12 protein-coding genes are annotated in these 15,796 nt (G+C 63.0%); 3 read left to right on the plus strand and 9 right to left on the minus strand.

What is annotated here, in order from left to right; all coding sequences use genetic code 11:
• Window positions 1-92: 92 nt before the first annotated feature.
• Window positions 93-515: a DUF4079 family protein gene (locus tag B149_RS0105840; RefSeq protein ID WP_018124241.1), complete on the minus strand. Its 423-nt coding sequence runs from the start codon at window positions 513-515 to the stop codon at window positions 93-95.
• A gap of 235 nt (window positions 516-750) precedes the next feature.
• Here B149_RS0105840 and B149_RS0105845 point away from each other — a divergent pair, with 235 nt between their 5' ends.
• Complete coding sequence (locus tag B149_RS0105845) at window positions 751-1,926, plus strand: methyltransferase domain-containing protein (RefSeq protein ID WP_018124242.1); 1,176 nt, start codon at window positions 751-753, stop codon at window positions 1,924-1,926.
• A 30-nt stretch (window positions 1,927-1,956) separates the two neighbouring features.
• Here the strand turns inward: B149_RS0105845 and B149_RS0105850 are convergent, their stop codons facing one another.
• Window positions 1,957-3,615 carry an NAD+ synthase gene (locus B149_RS0105850; RefSeq protein ID WP_018124243.1) on the minus strand — a complete coding sequence of 553 codons (1,659 nt, stop codon included), beginning with the start codon at window positions 3,613-3,615 and terminating at the stop codon, window positions 1,957-1,959.
• Between the two features lie 203 nt (window positions 3,616-3,818).
• On the opposite strand from B149_RS0105850, the gene B149_RS18915 reads away from it, so the two are divergent.
• Window positions 3,819-5,405 carry a Gfo/Idh/MocA family oxidoreductase gene (locus tag B149_RS18915; RefSeq protein ID WP_018124244.1) on the plus strand — a complete coding sequence of 529 codons (1,587 nt, stop codon included), beginning with the start codon at window positions 3,819-3,821 and terminating at the stop codon, window positions 5,403-5,405.
• A complete protein-coding gene (locus tag B149_RS0105860) occupies window positions 5,398-7,209 on the plus strand; it encodes a motility associated factor glycosyltransferase family protein (protein WP_018124245.1) in 1,812 nt (603 codons plus the stop codon). Before B149_RS18915 ends, B149_RS0105860 begins: the two co-directional genes overlap by 8 nt.
• Here B149_RS0105860 and B149_RS0105865 read toward each other — a convergent pair.
• The 7 genes from B149_RS0105865 to B149_RS0105895 form a co-directional block, all read right to left on the minus strand.
• Window positions 7,206-8,276, minus strand: a complete 1,071-nt coding sequence (locus tag B149_RS0105865; RefSeq protein WP_018124246.1) for a radical SAM protein — start codon at window positions 8,274-8,276, stop codon at window positions 7,206-7,208. The two genes, B149_RS0105860 and B149_RS0105865, sit on opposite strands and share 4 nt — an antisense overlap.
• A gap of 62 nt (window positions 8,277-8,338) precedes the next feature.
• On the minus strand, window positions 8,339-9,787 hold the full coding sequence (locus tag B149_RS17830) for a class I SAM-dependent methyltransferase (RefSeq protein ID WP_018124247.1): 1,449 nt from the start codon (window positions 9,785-9,787) through the stop codon (window positions 8,339-8,341).
• A gap of 3 nt (window positions 9,788-9,790) precedes the next feature.
• On the minus strand, window positions 9,791-10,726 hold the full coding sequence (locus B149_RS0105875; protein WP_018124248.1) for a glycosyltransferase family 2 protein: 936 nt from the start codon (window positions 10,724-10,726) through the stop codon (window positions 9,791-9,793).
• Window positions 10,719-11,696, minus strand: coding sequence for a UDP-glucose 4-epimerase GalE (galE, locus tag B149_RS0105880; protein ID WP_018124249.1), 978 nt, complete (start codon window positions 11,694-11,696; stop codon window positions 10,719-10,721). Before galE ends, B149_RS0105875 begins: the two co-directional genes overlap by 8 nt.
• Window positions 11,689-12,831, minus strand: coding sequence for a glycosyltransferase (locus tag B149_RS16555; protein ID WP_018124250.1), 1,143 nt, complete (start codon window positions 12,829-12,831; stop codon window positions 11,689-11,691). Before B149_RS16555 ends, galE begins: the two co-directional genes overlap by 8 nt.
• Complete coding sequence (locus tag B149_RS17835) at window positions 12,828-14,762, minus strand: glycosyltransferase (protein WP_018124251.1); 1,935 nt, start codon at window positions 14,760-14,762, stop codon at window positions 12,828-12,830. The genes B149_RS16555 and B149_RS17835 overlap by 4 nt, the downstream gene beginning before the upstream one ends.
• Window positions 14,762-15,790, minus strand: a complete 1,029-nt coding sequence (locus B149_RS0105895; RefSeq protein WP_018124252.1) for a hypothetical protein — start codon at window positions 15,788-15,790, stop codon at window positions 14,762-14,764. Before B149_RS0105895 ends, B149_RS17835 begins: the two co-directional genes overlap by 1 nt.
• Between the last annotated feature and the right edge of the window lie 6 nt (window positions 15,791-15,796).

Raw genomic sequence — 15,796 nt, forward strand, 5'->3', positions numbered from 1 at the left:
TGACTGTTCCCTATCTATGGAGGTGAGGTTCGACTACACCATGCCTCTGAAAAGGGATGCAGTCCTTGATTCAGGTCAAGAAAGCCGAAAAATCAGAGCACGAAATCCTTGAGCACGTGCCAGCCGGTGTAGAACTGGAACAGGGCGAGGCATATCAGGATGAGGTTGTTGAGGCCGTGCAGCAGCGGCAGGATCTTGCGGGGTTCCTTGAGGCGGTTCATGACTTCTCCGGTGGCGAACCCGAACAGGATCAGCGGCAGCATCCAGAAAGCCACCTGCCAGTGCAGCCCGGTGAGCAGGGTCGTGGACCAGTATATCCGGGCCATCATCAGCCCGCCCACCATGCCGAGCATCCACATGCCAAGCGCCAGACGGCCCACGAACACGTGGCGCTTCCAGTTGAAGGCGACGCGCTTTTTCAGATGGTTGAACTGGAACCTGCGAAAACCAAGCGTCAGCGCGTAAAGCGCCAGCAGGGTTGCCACGGCCTGAAAGACGGGGTGAAAATACAGCATGGTTCTGCTCCTGAACGAATTTTTCGCGGACTTTGGAACACCATAGCCGAATCCGCACGAGATTCAAGGGTGCTGGCGAAATGAGATGGGAAGAGCACGGATGCGGGATGCCATGAAAAGGAGATTTGGCGCATCTTTTGCTTGATACTGGCGCGGATGTCATTTTTTCCGCGGCACGAGCCCGGACAATGGGGCGCGGCAGCTGAAGCCGTGTCCGAAACCTTCGGAAGATCACATGACGGAATATACCCACAGTCCCAAGATCATTTGCCTTACCGGCCCACGCGCCGCAGGGAAAACCACCGTTGCCAAGCAACTGGCGGACGAGTTGGGATACCTTCACATCTGGCTGGACGGCATCAACGGGCAGGTCTGCGAGCAACTCGGCATCGAACTGGCGCAGGTGAATCTGCACACCGCCGAAAACCAGAAGGCATACGCCGATATCTTCCGCGACATCCTCAAGGGCAACCGCTATCAGAACATCGTGTTTGAAGGCGAGCGCATCCGTTTTCCGTACATTCTGCACACGTTTTTGAACAACGCCATGAACTATTACGGGGAGTACGCCGTCATCAAGGGCTTCTCCCTGTCACCCGACCGCGAGACCCATTACAAGTACTACAAGCTGCGCGAAATCCAGCGCATGAAAAAATACATCAAGGACAACGCGCATCGGTCCCCGGAAGAACGCAAGGGCGACAACCTCGCTCGCGAGTTCGACCTGAACACCATGCCCGATCCGGAAGGCTTCGAGGTGGTGGAGAGCCCGGAGGCCATCATGGAATGGGCCCGTGCCAATGCCGAAACGCACCATCCGTCGCTGCCACGCGAATACGCCGAGGTGATCAAGAAGGTGGCGGACTCCGAGACCTATACGCCGTTCTACCAGACCATCGAGGTGGACGGAAAACGCATCATCAGCGGCATGACCCGTTCGGACAGGTCATGGAAGAACGTGTCCATGCTCGGCGTGGATTTCTCCGGAAAGCGCGTGGTGGACCTCGGGTCCATGCACGGCTATTTTTCGTTCAAGGTCGAGGAATGCGGCGCGGCGGAAATCATCGGACTGGAGCTCAACCCCAGTTCCGTGAGCGTGGCAGAGTATCTCGCCGGTGTTCGCGATTCCGTTGCGGAGTTTCGCATCTGCGATGTGAACAAGGATCCGCTGCCGGAGTGCGACATCATGATGGCCATGAACATGCTGCACTGGGTCAAGGATCTGGAAGGCTTCGTCACCGCCATGGGCGAGGTCTCGAAGGAGCTGGTCATGGAGATCGGGGAAACGCAGATCAAGCGCATCGTGAGCGTGCTCAAGCCGCTGGGCTTCTCCATGCGCAAGACAGTCAAATCCCACCGCCCGGACAAGTTCATAGGGCAGCGGTATCTCTTCCATTTCGTGAAAAAGTAGCCCGGCCGGTCCGCAATGGACCGCAACCGACTACAATGGTCTGCGGCAGGCCAGCGGCATGCGCCAGCCCGTGCCGAAGGAGCGCGGGGTGAGCTTGATGCCCGGCGCGGCCTGCCAGCGCTTGAACTCCGCGCCCGCCACCAGCCGCAGCACCTGCGCCACCGTTTCGGCGGCAAATCCGCGTTCCACGATCTCCGGTCCTGTGAGATGCTTCTCCACATGCAGTTCCAGAATGGCGTCCAGCACCTCGTAGGGCGGCAGGGAGTCCTCGTCCTTCTGGTCGGGGCGCAGCTCCGCGCTGGGCGGCTTGGAGATGATCTCCTCCGGGATGGCGTCGCGCACGTTGCGGTTGTGCCAGCGACACAGGGCGAAGACGAGCGTCTTGTTCACGTCCGAGATGACGGCATAGCCGCCGGACATGTCGCCGTAGATGGTGCAGTAACCCACGGCCAGCTCGCTTTTGTTGCCGGTGGTCAGCAGCAGCGCTCCGTATTTGTTGGAGAGCGCCATGAGCAGGTTGCCCCGGATGCGGGACTGGATGTTCTCCTCGGTGGTATCCATGCCGTACCCCTTGAACGGCTCGGCAAGGGTCTTGGAGTACTCTTGCATTATGGGCTCGATGGGCAGCGTTAGCGTCTTGATGCCCAGCTTTTCCGCCAGGTTCATCGAGTCGTCGATGCTTCCCTTGCTGGAGTAAGGCGAGGGCATGAGCACGCCCAACACGTTCTCCGCACCCAGAGCTTCCACGGCGATGGCCGCAGTGAGCGCGGAGTCGATACCGCCTGAGAGTCCCAGCAGTACCTTGGAAAAGCGGCTTTTCTGGACATAGTCGCGCGTGCCGAGCACGAGGCTGCGCCATGCTTCCGGTTCGGTATCGAAGCTGTCCTCGCTCACCGCGTCCTGACCGGGGGCGTCGATGTTCACCACGAAAACGCTCCGCTCGAAACCGGGGGCGCGGGCGCAAAGGGTCCCGTCGGCATCGAAGAGGCTGGAACGGCCGTCGAAAATGAGGTCGTCGTTGCCGCCAACCTGATTCGTATAGACCAGCGGCACGCCGAATTTCTTGGCCACGGCGCTCAGCATGCGCTCGCGAAGCCGCTGCTTTCTCAGGGACAGGGGCGAAGCGGAGAGGTTCAGGATGCAGGATGGTTTGAGCGCGGCGGCTTCCTCCAGCGGGTCGCGGCGGTAGCTGCGGGTATCCCAGAAATCCTTGTCGTTCCATGCGTCCTCGCAAATGCTCACGGCAAAGGTCCTGCCCTGAAATTTGAGTATGGACGCTTCTGGGGTGAACTCGGGGTTCGGCTCGAAGTACCGCGCCTCGTCAAAGACGTCGTAGGTCGGCAGGAGCGTCTTGCGGAAGGTGCGTTCCACCTCGCCGTTCCGGCACCACTGGGCGCAGTTGAATACGGGCTTGCCTTCTCCCAGCGCGTTTTCACAGATGTTGCCGAGCAGCAGCGGCGGCGCGTCGGCCAGCTCTCTTGCCAGTGCCTCGGCGGCCTCGGCCGCCTGATTGACGAAACCGCTGTACAGCAGCAGGTCGCGCGGGGGATAGCCCGTCAGGGCCAGCTCCGAGGTCATGCAGAAGTCCGCGCCCTGTTGCGCGGCCTCGCGCACGGCTTGCGCGATCATGCGCGCGTTGCCTTCTAGGTCCCCCACCACCGGATTGAGTTGCAGCATGCCGATTTTCATGGGCCCTCAATACGCCAAAGCTGGGAAGCGGGCAATATCCGAAAGCGTGCGGACCAATTGCGAAAAGCCAAAGCATGGTCTATCAGGGGAACGTTGCGCCACATTCGGTAAGCCTTTTGCATTACTGCTCCCATCGGCAGCGGCGACGGAATTATGACACGGCGGACCCGCCAAGGTCCGCGAGAGAAAGGCGGAAAAACGACATGGACATTTCGGTTGCGGTCATCGGCGCCGGGCACTGGGGCAAGAACCTCGTACGCAATTTTCACTCCCTCGGCGCCCTCGACGTCATCTGCGATGCCAACGAGGAAGCCCTGAAGACCTTTGCCGAGCAGTATCCCGGCGTGGAGACCTCGGTGGCCCTGAGTCATGTGCTGCGAAGGCCTTCGGTGGATGCCGTGGTCATCGCCACCCCGGCGGAAACGCACGCATCCATAGCGCGCGAGGCGCTGCTTGCGGGCAAGCACGTGTTCGTGGAAAAGCCGCTGGCGCTCGACGTGGCCGAGGCCCGCGACCTGACCCGGCTGGCACGCGACAAGGGGCTCGTGCTCATGGTGGGGCACCTGCTGCAATATCATCCAGCCTTTCTCAAGACGCTTGCGATGGCCCGCTCAGGCGAGCTGGGGCGCATCGACTACGTCTACTCCAACCGTCTCAACCTCGGCATGATCCGGCGTCAGGAGAACAGCCTGTGGTCTTTTGCCCCGCACGACGTGTCCATGGTCCTCTCGCTCATGCAGGAGGAACCCGAGGAGGTGCTGTGCCAGGGCGGCTGCTATCTGCACAGCAAGATCGCCGATGTCACCGTCTCCATGCTGCGATTCCCGTCCGGGGCACAGGCGCATTTTTTCGTGTCGTGGCTGCATCCCTTCAAGGAGCAGAAGCTGGTCGTGGTGGGCGACCGCGGCATGTTGGTCTTCGACGACGGTCAGCCGTGGGAGAGCAAGCTGGTGCTGTATCCCCACGCCATCCGTTGGGAGGGCGCGGTCCCGGTGCCGGACAAGGCCGAAGGGCAGAACATTGCCGTGGAGCCTGAGGAACCGCTCAGGCAGGAATGCCTGCATTTTCTGGAATGCATCCGTGACGGTGCGGTCCCAAGGACCGACGGTCACGAGGGCGTGCGCGTGCTGCGCGTGCTCAAGGCCAGTCAGCGGTCCATGGACACCCGTCAGCCGGTCTCGCTGGAGGTGTTTGACAGGTCCTGCGCGGATGACGACTGCTTCGTGCATCCTTCCGCCGTGGTGGATACGGGCGTTCAGGTGGGCAAGGGCTCCTCGATCTGGCACTTCTCGCACCTGCTGCCCGGCACTGAGCTGGGACGCAACTGCAAGGTGGGCCAGAACGTGGTGATCGGGCCGGACGTGAGCATGGGCCACGGCTGCAAGATTCAGAACAATGTTTCCGTTTACAAGGGCGTGACGCTGGAGGACGACGTCTTCTGCGGTCCGTCCATGGTCTTTACCAACGTGCATAATCCCAGATCGCACACTCCGCGCATGGATCAGGTGCGCGAGACGCTGGTGCGGACCGGCGCGACGCTCGGTGCGAACTGCACCGTGGTCTGCGGCGTGACCATCGGCCGGAACGCCTTTGTTGGAGCGGGGGCCGTGGTAACCAGAAGCGTTCCCGACCACGCGTTGGTTCTCGGCAATCCGGCGCGGGTCTCCGGCTGGGTCTGCCGCTGCGCCGAACGGCTCGACGACGAGCTGTGCTGTCCGGTTTGCAGCATTCGGCACACTCGGGGCGAAAACGGGCTGGTGCCGCAGGAGGAAAGCAATATCAATGAGTGAGAATCCGAGGCTGGCGGCCCTGACCGAACTCGGGGCCCTGTTCCGTGGCGGCAGGGTGGACGAGTGTGCCGCCGGGCCTGTTCATGATGATCCGCCGCGCCATGCGGTTTCGGGCCACACGCCGCTGTGGGCGTTCGAGCGTCCCCAGTACCAGCGCCCGTTCGCCGGTTCGCAGCAGGCGGTGTTTGATTTTCTGCCGGAGGGCTGCTCCTTGGAGCGCGCGCAGGCGTTTACGCGGTTGCACGTGGTTCTCGGCGCCGTGGAGAGCGAAACGTTCGACAGCCTCTGTGACGGCGGCCAGAACGTGGTTTTGGTCTTCGACCCGGATGAGGAGCGCATCGCGCGGCTTGCCGAAAGTCGTGGCGTGAAGGAACTGGTGGCCAAGGGGCTGATATTTTTCAGCGGCGATGTTTACGATTTTTCACCGCCGCTTCAGGAGTTGCTGCCGGAAAAGCTCTTCACCATGGGCTTTCCGGTCTTTCACGTATCCGAGTCCCTGGGTGAATCCTGCCCACAATGGGTACGCAGCGTGATCGAGTACGTGGAGATCCTCTTCTACCGTCACGTGATTTACAAGGTCTGCAACCAGCGGCTGCTCAAATCCGTGCCCATCCGCAACATCACGCGCGGCATGATGTACGACCAGCAGCTGCACGCCTATGAAAACATTCCGGAATACCTGACGCGCCCGGGCATGGACGTCCTGCGAAACGCCTTCTCCGACGAGACCGCCATACTGGTGGCGGCCGGACCGGACCTTGGCGAGAAGATAGAATTCATCCGCGAAAACGCGGATCGCGCCGTGATCATCTGCGTGAACAACGCGGTGAAGCCGTTGCTGGAAGCAGACGTACGGCCGCACTTCGTGATCATCAACGACAACTCGCTGGCATCGGGCGAAGTCTTCCGCCGCATCCCCCAGTCTCCGGGAACCATCCTCGTGGGCCACTGCCTCTCGGACCTCGGAGGCGACCGTTTCCGCCAGAAATATCTGTTCGGCTCCTTCATGCCGGAAGTCTTTCCCGAGCGCCCCATGCTGCGGCTGCACGGCTCGGTGATTTCCACGGCCTTCTCGCTGGCGCGGCACATGGGCTGCGCTGGGACCGTGCTGGTGGGGGCGCGTCTGGGGTCCGACAACCCGTGGAGCCTGAGCTACGCCAAGGGCACGGTCCATCACGATTCCCGCGATACTGCCGCGCGCGAACTCATCAACCGCCATCCCCAGCTTTGTCCGGTGGAACTGCCCGACGGAAGGACCGTCTATTCCACGCCGAACTTCCGCGACGCGGCCCTCTGGTTGTGCGAGGAAATCCGCACCTCGGGCATCGAGTGCGTGAATACGTCGGAGGGCAGCCTGCTCTTCGGCAAAGGCATCGCTTACGACCCGGCTCCGGTGCTGGAGCGCAGGAGCATCGGCTCGCGTTTCAGCAGGCTCTTCTCGGCCCCGGAGCCGAGAGTGAACCTGCGGGGCTGCACGGCGTTCATCGAGCGTGACCTGTCCCTGTGGAAGCAGATCGCGGATGCGTCCAAACAGCTGCGGCAGGCGGACGACGCCTCGCTGCTGGCCAAGGGTGCGGCGGTACTGGAGCAGATGGACGGCTCCAACATCAGCAACATGGTGGAACGTTTTGACGGGTTCGACTCACGCCATTTCCACGCGGAGGTTTTCGAGTCGGGCGATGCCGAGCGTCAGGCCGAGGGCCTGCGCTATTACTTCCGCCATGTGGAGCGCATGGCCAAGTCTTTCCTGATGGCGCTGGGCAAGGCGCGCCGCGCCTGCGATGCGGCCCGGGAGCGCGGCTAGGACAGCCCCTTTTCGGCCATCAGCCGTTCGGCCAGTTCGCGGTCGCGGATGTGGAAGAACGGGTCGTTGATATTGCGGGATTTCACCCGGCAGGTCTGGCAGCTCTTGGGCTGCTTTTCGGTGTTCACCGTCTTGCGGAAGGGCCTGACCGTTTCTCCGAACCACATGTCGTCGAAATCCGTTTTCAGAATATTGCCAAGCGGCGGGGTACTGCCGCAGCAAAAGCGCACGTTGCCTTCCATGTCGATAAGGCAGTTCTTCCACGGGCTGTGGCAGGTGTGATCCACCTCGGCCTCGTTGAAGCTGGACGGAGGCGTGCCGAAGAAACCCGGAACGGTGACGTCCACGCCATGACGCTTTCCGGCATCCAGCGCGGCGGCCATGCATTCGTCGCTCAGGTTCTGGTGCAGGAAGAGCGATTCGCGGGCCAGTTCCTCGCGCTTCTGGGCGTTCATGAAAAGCACCAGCACGCGGTCAACGCCGTGGTCTGCGGCGAGTCGCACAAGGTCCGGCAGTTCGCGGATGTTGCGCTCCATGGCCACGAAATTGATCTGGAGCTGCGGCTTGTTCCGGCCCTTTCTGGAACGCTCGTCTGCCAGCGCTTTAAGGTTGCCCAGCGTGGCGAAAAGGTCGCCGCCGCGAATGGATTCGTATGTCTGCTGTGTGGCGGCCTCAAGGCTGACCTTGATCAGCGAGGTCTCGTTGTCCACGAACATGGACCGTCGCCGCTCGTCCAGCATGGAGCCGTTGGTGATCATCTCCAGCTCGCAGCGGTTTTCTCGCGAGAGCTCGCACAGCTCCTCAAGCCTGCCGTACAGCAGAGGCTCGCCGCCGAAGGCCTGCACCGTCTTGACGAAGGGCAGCACGTGCCGCAGCCGCTCCACGATGTTCCAGTCCATGTCACCTTTGAAGTGCTGTTGGTAGCACATCCAGCAGCGGTAGTTGCAGCGCATGGTGGTGGTCAGGGTGATCAGCTTGGGATACGTGACCACGTCCTCGTGGCGATTTTCTGCCACATAGCGGTCGTTGAGCTGGTCGTTGATTGCGGTGACTCTGGCGAGGTCCATGGCTGATCTCCTTGGCCTGAGACGTTTGCGACCCGATTTCCGGGCCGGGTTTGTGAAGCGGCCTATCTGACGGCCTTGAGGACGGCCCTGTAGCAGTAGAGGTCCTCGTCGCGGTAATTCTTCCAGTGTTCATGCAGGCTGCGCGGCGGCACGGGCCGCACGTCCCGTTCGATGACGGACACGTCGAACCCTTCGGATGCGAACATCTCCGCGATGTCGTTTATCCGCCACAGGTTCGTGCCCCGTTTCATGGCCTGCCACTGGCGCGGCTCATGGCTGAGAAATTCAAAGTTGATGTGGGAGAGGTCGCCATGGTCCTGAAGACCGATCTCGTGGAGCATGACCCCGCCCGGGCGCATGGTGCGACGCAGGTAGGCCGCCAGTCCCGGCATGTCCATCACGTGCTCCAGCACCATTCTGGAATGGCAGAAATCGATGCTTTCCGGCGCCAGGGGCATTGCTTGCAGTTCTCCGTGAAAGAACCGGCTGCGCTTGTCCAGCGCGTCGGCTTCGTACCGGACAGCATCTCCTGACAGCGGAGCCATGCCGGATTCACCGAGCAGCCGAAGAAAGTCGAGGCTGTCCGCGTAGCCCTGTTCAGAGTGTTTGTATACGTCAGCGCCGTGCACCTCGTCGAAAACGTGTGCCAGCAGCAGCGAGGTGAGCGGGGTTTTGCCGTGGCCCACTTCAAGTGATGCGCCACGGTGCTCGGGCAGATGCGCGCAAAGACGTCTGGCCTGATTGATCTGCATGGCGGTGCGCAGGCTGGGGTCGTACGGACTCATCAGGCGCAGGGCCTCGTCCAGCAGCTCGGGGGAGTGCAGGCCGTATCGATGCTGAATGAATGTGTCGAAGGATTCGCGCGCAAGCCGGTCACTGCCGGTGAACGTGGACAGGAACACCTCGGCCACGCCCTGCGGCACGGCGTTTCGTTCGCCAGCGAACAGCAGCTCCCACAGGAAGCGCTCGCGCGGGCTCTCCATGTCCTGCTCGGTTTCTATCCTCAGTTCGGCGAACTGCCGCGCCTTTTGCGCAAACACGAACGGCGGCAGGGGGGTGCGATGGCTCTCGTGGAGCACCTCGGCCGTCCTGCGGTTCAGGACCGTGAAAAACTTGGGCGCGATGACGTCGCCGGGATGGTACAGGTCCGCGTGGTCGGCGCGCACGGCCTCCTGTCCGCTGTGGATGGCGGCGGCGTCCATGAGAACGCTGTAGGAGGTCAGCACCGTGACGCTGGCCAGCTCGTGCCGCTCCATGTGCCTGAGAAGCCGTGTCTGCGGCGTGGCGTGGCGGCTGACCGCCGTCTTGGCGTGCTTCATCCCCGAAAGTGCCTCGCGAATCGCCTCAGGGGTTTCTTCGGGAACGGAGATGACGACCTCGTCGAACACGCCGAGACGGAGCAGTTCGCCCAGCACGGTGTCAACGGCGTAGCCGTCTGCGGCGCGCGTCAGGAGCGGATCGCTTTGGTCCATGGGGCGGGCCAGCAATATTGCCGTGTTTGTGCGGTTCATGGGCTACTCCTGTTTTCCGGAAAGAAATACCCCGTCCTCGATCCACAGGCCGTGATAGGGCCGCCACGCGTCCGCTTCCTCGCCGGGGATGATGTGGCGGATGTTCACGGTCAGGGGCCGGGGGTGTCGGTCGCGGGCCTCCGGGCCGATGAACGGCAGGCGGCTTTTGTCCAGCCCGCGGATTTCCTCGGTCACGTCGAAATATTCAGTCTGCCGCTCAAGGGGCGGGCGGTTGCGGATGTCCCAGTTGTTGCGAAGCTGTTCGTCGCGCATGACCTTGAAATTGCACTGCTCATGCACGCGGTAGTGGTAAAGCTTTTCCGGGATGTAGCGGACCTTTTCCGGCCCGGCCAGTTCCGCCATGGGCAGGTACAGGGCCAGATCGCCCGCCGCCCGGAAGTAGTTTCCGTCGCGGTCGCGGAAGGTCTCGTCCGGGAGCTGCGAGAACAGGTAGCCCTTGAAGGTGCGCAGCTGGGAGAATCGCCACGACTGTTTGCGCACGGGGGCGGATGCGATGAGCGGCGCGGCGATGGAGTGCCCGCCGCCGTCGATCTCCTCGTCCGTGTATACGAGGTCGTACCCTTCCCGGTGTGCGCGCATGATCCTGTCGAGGCATTCTGGCAGCAGCCAGTCATCGCCGTCCAGAATGGCCACGACGTCCGACGGGGCCGGATCGAGGGCGCGCAGGGCCGCCAGCGTGTTTCCCATGAGCCATTCGCGCTGCACGCCCTCCCGCAGGGATATTCTTGCATCCTTTTGCATGTAGGCTCGCACGGCGTCGGCGGTGCCGTCGTCGGAGGCGTCGTCGGCCACCAGCGCGGTCCAGTCGGCGAAGGTCTGCCGTTGCAGGGAATCAAGGCAGTCGCCGATGTAGGCTTCACAGTTGCGGCAAGGGATGACCACATGCAGCCGGTTCGGATAAAGCGCACTCTCAGTCATGGTTTCGCATCCAGTCGCCAGCGTGGCGGATCATGAGTTCGAGGTTCTGATACCGGGGCTTCCAGCCGAGTCGCCGGGTCGCCAGCGCTGCGTCGGCCACCAGCTTGGAGGGGTCCCCTTCGCGCACCGGGCCCGCCTTCCATGCCACGGGCTTGCCCGCAACACGTCCGGCGGTTTCGATGACTTCCAGCACCGAGTAGCCGTTACCGCAGCCGAGGTTCAGGGAGTGATTGCCACCCTCCCGCCGCAGCAGGTCCAGCGCTAGCGCGTGCGCCTCGGCAAGATCGGTCACATGGACGTAGTCGCGCACACAGGTGCCGTCCGGGGTGTCGTGATTCGTGCCGAAAACCGTCAGTTCCCGGGCCGGATCCATGGCTGCCCCGAGAGCGAGGGGGATCAGGTGGGTCTCCGGATCGTGCCGCTCGCCCAGTTCGCCGTCCGGGTCGGCCCCGGCGGCATTGAAATATCGCAAAGCCACGGATTCCAGCCCGTAGGCGGCGCCGAAGTCGCTCATGATCCGTTCGATCATCAGCTTGCTCGCGCCGTAGGGGTTGATGGGCGCCACATAGTGGGTTTCATCCAGCGGCAGTCGGTTGGGCGATCCGTAAACCGAACAGGTGCTAGAGAAGATGATCCGGCCGCAGTCATGCTCCCGCATGGCTTCCAGCAGATTCAGGGATCCGGTCACGTTGTTGCGGTAGTACTTGGCGGGTTCGCGGACCGATTCACCCACATAGGCGAAGGCGGCGAAATGCATGACCGCATCAGGTCGGTATTCGCGGAAGCACCGGTCCAGCGCGTCGCGGTCGAGGATGTCGGCCTTGACCAGCGGTCCCCACTTGACGGCGTCCTCGTGACCGTGGATCAGGCTGTCGAGCGTAACGGGCTCATGCCCCTGCCGGGCCAGCGCCTTGCAGGCGTGGCTGCCGATGTATCCGGCTCCCCCGGTTACCAGTATGCGTTCACCCATGCGCGCCTCCGGAGCGGGTCGCCTCGGCCACAATGGCTTCAAGCCGGCCCAACTGTGTTGCAAAGTCGTAGTTGGTGCGAACGTGCTCGCGTCCGGCTTGGCCATAAAGGGCCGCAAGCTGGGGGTCGCGGGCCATGCGCAGCATGTTCTCCGTCATGGCGTCCAGCTCGCCTTCTTCGCAGAGCAGCCCGGTGGTTTCGTGCACCACGGCCTCGCGAATGCCAGCGTGCCGGGTGCTGACCACCGGAAGGCCCGAAGCCGAAGCTTCAAGAACCGAGTTGGGCGTGCCTTCCTTGTCGCCGGTTTCCGGCGTGACTGAGTGCTGCACGAAGCAGCGCGCCGCACGCATGGCCTCCGCCACTTCTTCATGAGGCAGATTGCCGGGAAAGTCGATGCGGTCCGAAAGGCCGAGGTTGCGGGCCAGCCGCATGGCGCTCTCGCGCAGCACCCCGTCGCCGATCATGCGCAGGCTGGCCTCGGGAATCATCCTTGCCACTTCGGCAAAGGCGCAGACCACGGTCTCAGGGGCCTTCTTGTCCACGAAGCGGCCCACCGAGATGAAGCGCGGGGCAGCGTCGGCCGGGGTTGCGCTGTCGAACAGGGACGCGTCCACCCCGTAGGGATTGACGTGCAGCCGGTCTTCAGACGCACCCAGATGCAGCAGGTCGCGCCGCATTTCCAGCGAAACGGCCACAATGGCGGCGGCATTCCCGAAAAGTCTGGCGTAGCCCTCGCGGTATTTCGCAAGCACCGGCTTGAGCGAGGCGTCGAAGCCGTGAAAGTGTGTCACCAGCGGGACGTCGGCGCGCCTGCACGGCTCCAGCATGGCCACGCCGGTGGGACCGTATTCCGCAAGCACCGCGTCTATATGATTGTCGCGCAGAAAATCCGCCATGGTCTCGGTGGCCTGCTCGTGCATTTCGTTTTCCACGGCACCGGACGGGGAGAACAGCCGGGCGGCATCGGCGGGAAGGTCTGGATGCAGCGTGGAACCGTCCTTCCGGAAAAGCGGCATATGCCCGCCATACAGGACTTCCACCACCGATTGCAGGCGCTCGGCGTGCGCCCTGATGAAGGTTTCGCACTCCGGGCCCGGGTTGGGGTGGATGATGCAGATTCGCTGCGGTGCGGTCATCCGTTGTCTCCTTGTCTTAGCGCGGTGGCGTACAGGCCGGTGATCATGAGCCCTTCGCGGAAATCGTCTTTCGGTTTGTCCATGGCGTTCAGCGCCTTGACCGCCGGGGCGGCGAGCATCGAGAGCAGGGGCCGTGCGATGCGGGTGAAGATCGGGCCGCGCGACCTGCGTCGGATGTAGAGACCGAGCATCTGGGCCATGGCCGCGTCGAAGCCGCCCAGCGGACGGACACGCGCGTCCTTGAACCCTGCTTCAGCGAGCAGTTTTTCCAGTGTCCACGGCGTGTAGCGGCAGACGTCATGCGGCACGTCGTGCAGGGGCCACAGGAACGGCACGGTCAGGAAAAGCAGGCCGCCCGGCTTCAGAATGCGGCGCGCCTCGCGAAGCACGGCGGCCGCGTCCTCGCAGTGTTCCAGCACCTCGGTGAGCACCACGGTTCCGGCAGAGGCGTCATCAAGGGGCAGGCGGCAGCCGTCCCAGGCCATGTCCGGGGCGTCGTAGGGACCGCAGTCGAAATCCACCGCGAGGTAGCCTGAAACGTCCGGGGCGTCGAGAAAGAGATTGCGGTAAGGAGCGCTGCCTGCGCCGATGTCCACCACGCGGCCCTTGGCTGACGGTAGAATGTCCCGCACCGCGCCGAGGATGCGCTTTCGCACCGTATAGAGATCGACGAAGCGCGGCAGGCAGCGGGGATTCACGAATGGATGGTGCCCGCGCGCGCAGAGGCTTTCGAGAGTCGTGCGCACGGCCTGAAGCGGCGTGGCGCGGTCGTCTTCTCGCAGGCCGTTGTTGGCGGGCAGATCCAGCCACAGGGGCATCCGCACGCGTTTGGGTGTGGCGGAACTGCCCACGTCGCGGATCAGCCCGGCCCAGTTGTCTGCGCATGACTCGGGCGAATAGCGCGAGCGGACGAGTTCGGATGCGGCGGTGGAGATTTGTTCGAACGTTCCGGGCGTCCTCAGCGCGTCCACGGCTCGGTCGAGGTCCGCGTCGATGTCTCGGAGCAGGAAGCCGGTTCTGCCGTCCTTGACGAGTTCCGGGATGCCGCTTCGCGTGGGCGTCGCCAGCGGCACGAGCCCTGCGTCCATGGCCTCCAGCAGGCAAAGCGGCAACCCTTCGTATTCCGAGGTCAGAATTGCGGCATGATGTTCGCGGAGCACATCCTGAATGCAGGCGCTGTTCACAGGCGGATGCAGCGTCACCGAAGCGTCCGGGTGCCGGCGCAGCACGGCCTCCACACGCTCGCGGTCAGGGCCGTCACCCACGATGGTGGCCTGCACGTCGTTGCGCCGCTGCGTGAGTCGGCACATGGCTTCGGTGAGCATGGAGATGCGTTTCTGGCGTTCCACCAGCCGTCCCGAATAGACGATGCTGAGCGGCTGGCCTTCCCGGAGTTCCGGACGTGCGGTGCGAGGAGCCGTGCCGCAGTCGTCATAGCTTGAGGGGATGGCCTCGGCCCGGCTGACATTTGGGCTGATGCGCTCGCGGAGGTATTCGGAAACGCAGACCCAGTGATCCACGCGGTCCCGGTCGCGACCTGTAATGAAAAGTTCTTCGAGCTGATGGTGGAAGTCGTCGTCCGAGCGCATGACGCCGATGGATGGGATGCCGTGTTTCTTCAGATGCGCCGCCGCGAAGTAGGCCGCGGGCATGAGGTTGGGCACGAACACGTCGGGCCTGCGCCGTGATGCGGCCTCCAGCAGCCAGCGCACCCGCTGCTGGGTGGTGGGGTGATACGGGGCGTGCTGGAACGGGATGTCGTTCTCCCTCAGGGCGCGCATGGCGGGGCACTGCCGCTCGTCCCCGAAAGTGAGCAGCAGGCACTCCGGTCGCAGGCCGCGCGCCTTGAGCGCAGGCAGCAGGCGCATCAGCCCCGCGTTGGGCCCGCCCACGTATCCGGGGCGGTCGTATGCGCAGAAGGTGACGCGCATCAGGATTCGTCCCCATCGGCCCAGTCGGGGATTGCCACCACGTCGAACACCGCGCCGATGGATTCGCGTGGGATGACGTACTCGTCGAGTTTGATGCGTTTTTTCAGATCATACGCGACCACTCTGGACGGCAATACCTGCTTATATTCCCCGGTCCTGGAATTGAGAAAATGCTCGACATTGTCCTTCCATTTGGTGGTTCGCAGGGTCGTGAATCCGACATATGCCACGTCTCCGTCCACATGGAGCCCGCGACACCAGCCAAGGGGCAGTTCCGTGCCCTCCAGCGGCATGAGATCCACGACCTCGTCAATCGCCAGAGTGTGCGTGTTGAGGACGATGATCCTGCCATCCACGCTGGTGAAAAATGCATGATCCCCGACAACGTGCCCGTCATGAACGCGTTTGTCGGACAGGGAAACCGTTCGCCTGTCCGCCAGGCGCATGACGTCGCTCTGGTAGCCTCGCGTCACCCACGGTTCGCCGTTCATGGAAAGCAGATAGTTGGGGTGGGCGTCGTGGGGCTGGGTGCTGTGCACTTTGCGCCAGTCGTCCTCCGGGTCGTACTTGAACCACGGGTCGTCGGAGACGGTGTTGACGTAACGCTTGGGTGCGAGCGAGTCGTCGAGCTCGATCACCATGTCGAGGCCCGTAGAGGCCACGGTCACACCGCCGTTCATCGGGGCAACGTGATGGATGTCGTGAAAATGTGGGTGCGTGGAATATTGCAACCGTTCAAGTTCCGGCCACGTGTAGACGAACACTTCAGTGCCGGTGCAGAGATAAAGGCGATCGCCCTGAAGCGTCATGGCGGTGAAACGGATGCCGGGTGTCTCGTCCGGGCGGGCGCCCTGCGGCGTTTCATAGTCCATGAGCACGGTTTCCGACTTGTCGGTCCAGTTCAGTCTGGAGAGCCTTGCCCGGAAATAGTGGTTGCCGGACGTGGAGACCATGGCTTCGGCCTCGGGACGTTGCAGGCCACCGGTGATGAGCAGGGGGGAGAGTCTTGTGTGTGCTTTTGCTGTCATCGGGAC

It is taken from the genome of Desulfovibrio oxyclinae DSM 11498 (assembly GCF_000375485.1).
Lineage (GTDB): Bacteria > Desulfobacterota > Desulfovibrionia > Desulfovibrionales > Desulfovibrionaceae > Pseudodesulfovibrio > Pseudodesulfovibrio oxyclinae.

Bases quoted from the DNA above. Each gene is read 5' to 3' on its own strand.
- B149_RS0105860 (WP_018124245.1), top strand. From the start codon at position 5,398: ATGAGTGAGAATCCGAGGCTGGCGGCCCTGACCGAACTCGGGGCCCTG.
- galE (WP_018124249.1), bottom strand. From the start codon at position 11,696: ATGGGTGAACGCATACTGGTAACCGGGGGAGCCGGATACATCGGCAGC.
- B149_RS0105865 (WP_018124246.1), bottom strand. From the start codon at position 8,276: ATGGACCTCGCCAGAGTCACCGCAATCAACGACCAGCTCAACGACCGC.
- B149_RS17830 (WP_018124247.1), bottom strand. From the start codon at position 9,787: ATGAACCGCACAAACACGGCAATATTGCTGGCCCGCCCCATGGACCAA.
- B149_RS18915 (WP_018124244.1), top strand. From the start codon at position 3,819: ATGGACATTTCGGTTGCGGTCATCGGCGCCGGGCACTGGGGCAAGAAC.
- B149_RS17835 (WP_018124251.1), bottom strand. From the start codon at position 14,762: ATGCGCGTCACCTTCTGCGCATACGACCGCCCCGGATACGTGGGCGGG.
- B149_RS0105875 (WP_018124248.1), bottom strand. From the start codon at position 10,726: ATGACTGAGAGTGCGCTTTATCCGAACCGGCTGCATGTGGTCATCCCT.
- B149_RS0105845 (WP_018124242.1), top strand. From the start codon at position 751: ATGACGGAATATACCCACAGTCCCAAGATCATTTGCCTTACCGGCCCA.
- B149_RS0105840 (WP_018124241.1), bottom strand. From the start codon at position 515: ATGCTGTATTTTCACCCCGTCTTTCAGGCCGTGGCAACCCTGCTGGCG.
- B149_RS0105895 (WP_018124252.1), bottom strand. From the start codon at position 15,790: ATGACAGCAAAAGCACACACAAGACTCTCCCCCCTGCTCATCACCGGT.
- B149_RS0105850 (WP_018124243.1), bottom strand. From the start codon at position 3,615: ATGAAAATCGGCATGCTGCAACTCAATCCGGTGGTGGGGGACCTAGAA.
- B149_RS16555 (WP_018124250.1), bottom strand. From the start codon at position 12,831: ATGACCGCACCGCAGCGAATCTGCATCATCCACCCCAACCCGGGCCCG.